Below are 6,190 nucleotides of genomic sequence, written 5' to 3' on the forward strand. Positions count from 1 at the left end.
CGCCCCCGGGGGGATCACGACGATGACGTCCGATCCGGTTCGGGTCCGCCGCGACGGGCCCGTCACCACCATCGGGATCAACCGTCCCGAGGTCCGCAACGCGGTCGACCGGGAGACGGCGCAGGCGCTCGCCGACGCCTTCCGCGCCTTCGACGCCGACGACGAGGCGGCGGTCGCCGTCCTGCACGGCGAGGGAGGCACCTTCTGCTCCGGCGCCGACCTGAAGGCGATCAGCGAGGGACGCGCGAACCGGGTCGCCCCGGACGGTGACGGGCCGATGGGCGTGTCGCGGATGCGGCTGTCCAAGCCCGTCATCGCCGCGATTTCGGGCCACGCCGTCGCGGGCGGGCTCGAGCTGGCGCTGTGGGCCGATCTGCGCGTCGCCGAGGAGGGGGCGGTGCTGGGCGTGTTCTGCCGCCGCTGGGGCGTGCCGCTGATCGACGGCGGCACGGTGCGGTTGCCGCGGCTCATCGGCGAGAGCCGCGCGATGGATCTCGTCCTGACCGGCCGTCCCGTCGAAGCCGACGAGGCGCTGCGCATCGGGCTGGTCAACCGGCTCGTGCCCGCCGGGCAGGCGCTCGCCGCGGCCCGCACGCTCGCCGCCGAGATCGCCGCCTTCCCCCAGACCTGCCTGCGCCGGGATCGTCTCTCCCTGCTCGAACAGCACGGTCTCGACGAGGACCAGGCGTTGCTCAACGAGTTCCGGCACGGCACGGTCTCCCTCGCCCACGACACGCTCGACGGCGCCTCCCGGTTCGCCGCCGGCGCCGGGCGGCACGGCAGCTTCGGCGAATCCGGCACCTAGCCGGAGCCGTCCCACACCACGTGGCCGTCGGCCCGCACGCGGGCTCCGGGGGCCGCCTCGTGCGCGACGAGGCGGCCGTCGTGCATGAGGTGTTCGACGTCGCGGCCGAAACGCAACACGACGATGTCCGCGACGAGGCGGCGGTGGCAGCGCCACCACACGCTCTCGCTGCACATCATCGCGGTCCGGCGCCGCGCGGACTCCACGAGCAGGCCGTCGAGCGCGTCGGCGAACTCCTCGGTGCGCGTGTGGGCGGCGTAGGCAGCGAACTGCTCGACCCGCCACCACGAATCCTCGGGCGCCGTCCCGGCGGGTAGCCGTCGCCGGCCCCCGAGCCGCCGCTCGAGCCGATAGCCGATGCCGGCATCGGTCAGCCATTCCGTCATCGCGTCGCCGGCGAGGTCCGGGTTGCGCCGGCTGCCCGGGAAGCGCCGGACGTCGACGAGCGACTCCACGCCGGCGGATCGCAGCAGCTCGGTCAGCTGCGCCCGGTCCAGCCGTCCGTGACCCACGGAGAGCAACACCTCGATGATCCTTCCCTCGGATCGGTTCTCTCCGGCATACCACCGACGGCTACCGCAGGCTCGTCCCCACGCCTGCAGCCGACGTGTGCCGGCATCCACCCGGCGACGCGATCGGCAGCTCCTCGAACCGGCCGTCCGGGAAGCGCAGGTGCACGTGCACCGCACCGGCGACCACCCCCAGCGGCTCGCGACCCAGCAGGCGCGCGAGCACGTACGTCGCGCTCAGGCTGGTCACGTCGCGGATCACGCCCAGCGGCAGCAGCGAGCCCGTCTCGGCGAGCACCTCGCGCTCGCCCGCGCGCAACACCAGCCGCAGGCCCGGCGCGACGCCCTGGACGGCGAGCGAGACCGCGACGTTGTCCCGGTCGTCGGAGCCGACCGCGGCGAGCGCCGCCGCGCGATGCACCCCGACGCGTTCGAGCAGCCGCCGGTCGCCGCCGTCGCCGACCACGGCGGGGATGTTCAGGTCGCGCACGAGCCACAGGTTGCGGGCATTGGTGTCCCGCTCGACGCCCACCACCGGGATGCCGAGGTCCCGCAGCTCCCGGCACAGCCGCAGGCCCACCTGCCCGAGGCCCACCACGATCACGTGCCCGGAGCGGGGCAGCGACCGGGGGCCGAGCAGCGCGGTCAGGCGGGGGCCCAGCAGCCGGTCCACCACCCCGGCGGTGAACATGGCGGTGAACACGATCGTCGCCAGCATCGCGGTCGACGCGATCGCGGCGTACGCCTCGTTGCCGTGCGGATCGGCCGCCGGGCCCACCGTCGTGACCACGCGGACCGCCTCGTGGAACGCGTCGATCGCCCCCTTGCCCTCCCCGAAGGTCAGCCAGGCCCAGTCGCCGAACAGCACCGCCGCCAGGCCGAGCAGCCCGGCCAGCAGGATGCGGGTGCCGGTCTCGTGGGTGCGCAGCACCGCGGTGAGCTGCCCGGCCCACCGCTGCCACACCATCCGTCGCGGTACCGCGACGGGCACCTCGTCGAGCACGTCGCCGGCCACGCGGATGCCGCGCGGTTCGCGGGTGGAGGTCACGGCCAGCAGGCCGGGTGCCACGCACGGCCCGGCCAGGGAGGCCACGGCGAGATCCGCCGGCGACGTCACGTCGCACTGCGGCAGGAACCGTGCGAGCTGATCGCCGATCGTGCGGTCGAAGATCGTCGCGACCATCGGTGCGTCCGGCTGCAGGTGCGCCGCGGCGAGCGCATACCGCAGCGCGACCACGTCGTCCTGCAGGAGCACCGCGATCCCGGCGACCGGCGGCCGGTCCAGGAGGGCCCGCAGCTCCTCGTCGTCGGGCCGGGGCGCGTGCCGCACCGCGCAGCCGAGGTCGACGAGCGAGGCGCAGACCCGGCGCGCGACGGTGGTGTCGCCCACCACGACGTACGTCCCGGTGTTCCCGCCGGTTGTATCCGCCTCCGCCACGGCGACCACCTCCCCGCCTCAGGGGACCACGCAACCTGCGGCGGCGCATCCGGCGGCGCGGTCGCTGTGAGCGATTCCCGCAGCGTAGCGGCGTGTGACCGTGCGGACACGGCCGCGCCGCGGCGGTGGACACGGCCGCGCCGCGGCGGTGGACACGGCCGCGCCGCGGCGGTGGACACGGCCGCGCCGCGGCGGTGGAGGCGCCGCTGTGGAAAACTCGCGACGTGGGTACAAGCACTCGAATCACCGGGCGCGGGCGGCTGGCGCTGCGCGCGGCGAAGGCCGCCTCGTGGGCGTCGCAGAAGGCGGGGCGCGGCAAGGGGTCGATGATCGGCGGCCTCGTCGCGCTGAAGATCGATCCGCGCCTGATGGAACAGCTCGGCCGCGGCCGTCGCACCGTCCTGGTCACCGGCACCAACGGCAAGTCCACCACCACCCGGATGACGGCGGCGGCCCTGGAGACGATGGACGCCGTCGCCACGCAGGCCGACGGGGCGAACATGGACGCCGGCATCGTCGCCGCGCTGGTCGCCCACCAGGAGGCGCCGCTCGCCGCGATCGAGGTCGACGAGCTGCACACCCCGCACGTCGCGGACGCCCTCGACCCCGAAGCGATCGTGCTGCTCAACCTCAGCCGCGATCAGCTCGACCGCGTGGGCGAGATCAACATGATCGAACGCAAGCTGCGTGCGGGCCTCGAACGCCACCCGGACGCGGTGGTCGTCGCCAACTGCGACGACGTGCTCGTCACCTCCGTCGCCTACGACCACCCGAACGTGGTGTGGGTGGCGGCCGGTGCCGGCTGGTCGGGCGACTCGGTCAGCTGCCCCCGCACCGGTGAGCCGATCCTCTGGGAAGACGGGCGCTGGCACAGTACGGGCTCGGATTTCGCACGGCCCGAACCGGATTGGTGGGTCGACGACGAGAATCTCTACGGGCCGGACGGTCTGGTGCTGCCGATGACGCTGACCCTGCCCGGGCGCGCCAACCGCGGTAACGCCGCTCAGGCGGTGGCCGCGGCGGTCGCCCTCGGCGCCGATCCGGCCGCGGCCGTCGCGGCCGCGGGTGTCGTCGAGGAGGTCGCCGGCCGGTACAAGACCGTGCAGGTGGGTCCGCATTCGGTGCACATGCTGCTCGCGAAGAACCCGGCCGGGTGGCAGGAGGCCCTGTCGATGATCGACCCGACGGTCGACGGTCTCGTCATCGCGGTCAACGGGCAGGTGCCGGACGGGGAGGACCTGTCGTGGCTGTGGGACGTGCGGTTCGAGCACTTCGAGGGCGTGCACGTCGTGGCGTCCGGCGAGCGCGGCACCGACCTGGCCGTACGGCTGACCTACGCCGGGGTCGAGCACACGCTGGTGGCAGATCCGATCCGGGCCATCGCGTCGTGCCCGCCGGGACGGGTCGAGGTCCTGGCCAACTACACCGCGTTCCGGGATCTGAACACTGCCCTGGCGAAGGGAGCCGCGCATGTCTGAGTCCACCGTCCGGATCGGGCTCGTGCTGCCCGACGTGATGGGCACCTACGGCGACGGCGGCAACGCGCTGGTCCTGCGGCAGCGCCTGCGGATGCGCGGGCAGGACGCCGAGGTCGTGTCGATCAACCTGACGGACCCGGTGCCCGAGTCCCTGGACCTGTACACCCTCGGCGGGGCCGAGGACTCGGCGCAGCGCCTCGCCACTCGGCACCTGCAGCGCCATCCGGGCCTGCAACGGGCGGTCGAACGCGGGGCGCCGGTGCTGGCGATCTGCGCGGCGATCCAGGTGCTCGGCAACTGGTACCAGACGTCGGCGGGCGAGCGCGTCGACGGCGTCGGCCTGCTCGACGTGACCACCACTCCGCAGCAGACCCGGGCCATCGGCGAGGTGGTCACCACTCCCCTCGTCGAGGGCCTGCGCCTGCCGCTGACCGGATTCGAGAACCACCGCGGCGGAACGACTCTCGGCCCCGCCGCCCGTGCACTGGGCCGGGTCACCCGGGGCGTCGGCAACGGCGTGGGCGACGGCGTCGAAGGGGTCGTCCAGGGCTCGGTGGTCGGCACGTACATGCACGGCCCGGTGCTGGCCCGCAATCCCGAGCTGGCGGACCTGCTGCTGACCCGCGCGCTCGGTGTGGACTCGCTGCCGCCGCTGGACCTGCCGGAGGTCGAGCAGCTGCGCCGCGAGCGGCTCGCCTGACCCGCCGCTCGGACGAAACCACCCCCGGACAGGGGTTCGGCCCGGGAATCGCTTTCGCAACCTCCGGGCCGGATCTCTGCTTCACGAGCCTCTGTCGTCCTCGGACGTCTGCTCGATTCGCACTACTGATGTTACCTGCATCACACCCCGATGGCAAGGGGTGGGATCCGGGGTTCAGCTACTCCCCTTGATCTGTTCAGCTACTCCCCTTGATCTCGCGGCGATGCTGGTCGACGACGGTGCGGGCCAGCTCCGCAACCTTGACGTTGACCTGCTGCGACGTCCGGCGGAGGAGATCGAAAGCCTCGTCGTCGGAGATCTTGTTCAGCGCCATGAGGAGCCCGATCGCCTTGCCGATCTCCCGATTGCTCTCGATGCCGTTGCGGAGCGAGGCGACGTCCTCGCCGCGGGAGACGGCGGCGACACAGACGGCCGCGAAGGCGGCCAGGACGGTGCCGTTCGCGGCGGCCGCGAGGTCGAAGGCCCCCGGCGTGTCGGAGAACAGGTTCAGCGACCCGACCTTGCGGTCGTCGACCCGCAACCGGAATCCCATCGCCCCCCGCACCGGCGTCTGCTTCACGACGCCGGGAGCCAGGTGCGGCCACTGCTCGGAGACGCTCAGGTCCGGCTCGATCTGGGCGGCCTCCTCCTCGATCGCATCCAGGCACGGCCCCTCGCCGGTGGCGCGCTCGAGGTCGTCGACGTGCCGCGCGACGACGTCGGAGGCGCCGACGGTGACGTACGCCCTGCCTTCCCGCAGCATGAGGCTCGCATGGTCGCAGCCGGGAACCAGCATCGTGGCGGCCACACAGATCGCCGCGTACGCCTCCGAGGGCTCGGCGCCGCGATAGACGATCTCGGCCAGTGCGGCGAACACCGTCGCCGGATCAGCCGCGGACTGTCCGTTCTGCATGAGCGCTCCTCGACCTCTTCGCCGCGCCCTTCCGTGCGGGGCGTCGGATCGCCATTCAACCAGACACGCCGGAACACCCCCCGATTCGCCCGGACGGCGAATTCGCTTCCTACATGCGAATTCGGGGCGGTCCGGCGGTGCCGCGGCATGAGTTGGACATCCGTTCGAGTGGCGCCGGTCGCTGTGATGCGGTACAACACATCGGCATTGGTTTTGTGAACCAAGTCACGATTTGTTTGCAGGGGGATAAACCGAATATGACAGGCACGGCAACGCGCCGCCACACAGCACACGACGAGGACGCCCGGAGCACCCCGTTGGTGCTCACGTCCACCACCGGCGCATCG

At 72.7% G+C, this 6,190-nt stretch carries 6 protein-coding genes; 3 read left to right on the forward strand and 3 right to left on the reverse strand.

The annotated features are described in order from the left end of the window. Positions 1–22: 22 nt before the first annotated feature. The gene (locus tag AIIKEEIJ_RS27510; RefSeq protein ID WP_161996968.1) at positions 23–805 is read left to right on the forward strand and encodes a crotonase/enoyl-CoA hydratase family protein; all 783 of its coding nucleotides are present in this window, start codon (positions 23–25) and stop codon (positions 803–805) included. Here AIIKEEIJ_RS27510 and AIIKEEIJ_RS27515 read toward each other — a convergent pair. Both AIIKEEIJ_RS27515 and AIIKEEIJ_RS34150 read right to left on the reverse strand, forming a co-directional pair. After that, positions 802–1,329 (reverse strand): DUF488 domain-containing protein, encoded by a 528-nt coding sequence (locus AIIKEEIJ_RS27515; RefSeq protein WP_006932598.1) that lies wholly within the window; start codon positions 1,327–1,329, stop codon positions 802–804. The two genes, AIIKEEIJ_RS27510 and AIIKEEIJ_RS27515, sit on opposite strands and share 4 nt — an antisense overlap. Positions 1,330–1,378: 49 nt before the next feature. Then, on the reverse strand, positions 1,379–2,752 hold the full coding sequence (locus AIIKEEIJ_RS34150; RefSeq protein WP_161996969.1) for an NAD-binding protein: 1,374 nt from the start codon (positions 2,750–2,752) through the stop codon (positions 1,379–1,381). 224 nt (positions 2,753–2,976) lie between these two features. Here AIIKEEIJ_RS34150 and AIIKEEIJ_RS27525 point away from each other — a divergent pair, with 224 nt between their 5' ends. Next, entirely contained in the window at positions 2,977–4,230 is a 1,254-nt protein-coding gene (locus AIIKEEIJ_RS27525; RefSeq protein WP_006934534.1) for a Mur ligase family protein, read from the forward strand. Then, positions 4,223–4,930 carry a type 1 glutamine amidotransferase gene (locus AIIKEEIJ_RS27530; protein WP_043801677.1) on the forward strand — a complete coding sequence of 236 codons (708 nt, stop codon included), beginning with the start codon at positions 4,223–4,225 and terminating at the stop codon, positions 4,928–4,930. The genes AIIKEEIJ_RS27525 and AIIKEEIJ_RS27530 overlap by 8 nt, the downstream gene beginning before the upstream one ends. A gap of 196 nt (positions 4,931–5,126) precedes the next feature. On the opposite strand, the gene AIIKEEIJ_RS27535 is transcribed toward AIIKEEIJ_RS27530, so the two are convergent. Beyond that, positions 5,127–5,843 carry a GAF and ANTAR domain-containing protein gene (locus AIIKEEIJ_RS27535; RefSeq protein WP_161996970.1) on the reverse strand — a complete coding sequence of 239 codons (717 nt, stop codon included), beginning with the start codon at positions 5,841–5,843 and terminating at the stop codon, positions 5,127–5,129. Positions 5,844–6,190: the final 347 nt, after the last annotated feature.

It is taken from the genome of Rhodococcus sp. YH1 (assembly GCF_009939605.1).
Lineage (GTDB): Bacteria > Actinomycetota > Actinomycetes > Mycobacteriales > Mycobacteriaceae > Rhodococcus > Rhodococcus aetherivorans.

What these genes read in the sequence shown, in the direction of transcription:
- AIIKEEIJ_RS27535 (WP_161996970.1), bottom strand. Translation starts at nt 5,843, where the DNA reads ATGCAGAACGGACAGTCCGCGGCTGATCCGGCGACGGTGTTCGCCGCA.
- AIIKEEIJ_RS27530 (WP_043801677.1), top strand. Translation starts at nt 4,223, where the DNA reads ATGTCTGAGTCCACCGTCCGGATCGGGCTCGTGCTGCCCGACGTGATG.
- AIIKEEIJ_RS27510 (WP_161996968.1), top strand. Translation starts at nt 23, where the DNA reads ATGACGTCCGATCCGGTTCGGGTCCGCCGCGACGGGCCCGTCACCACC.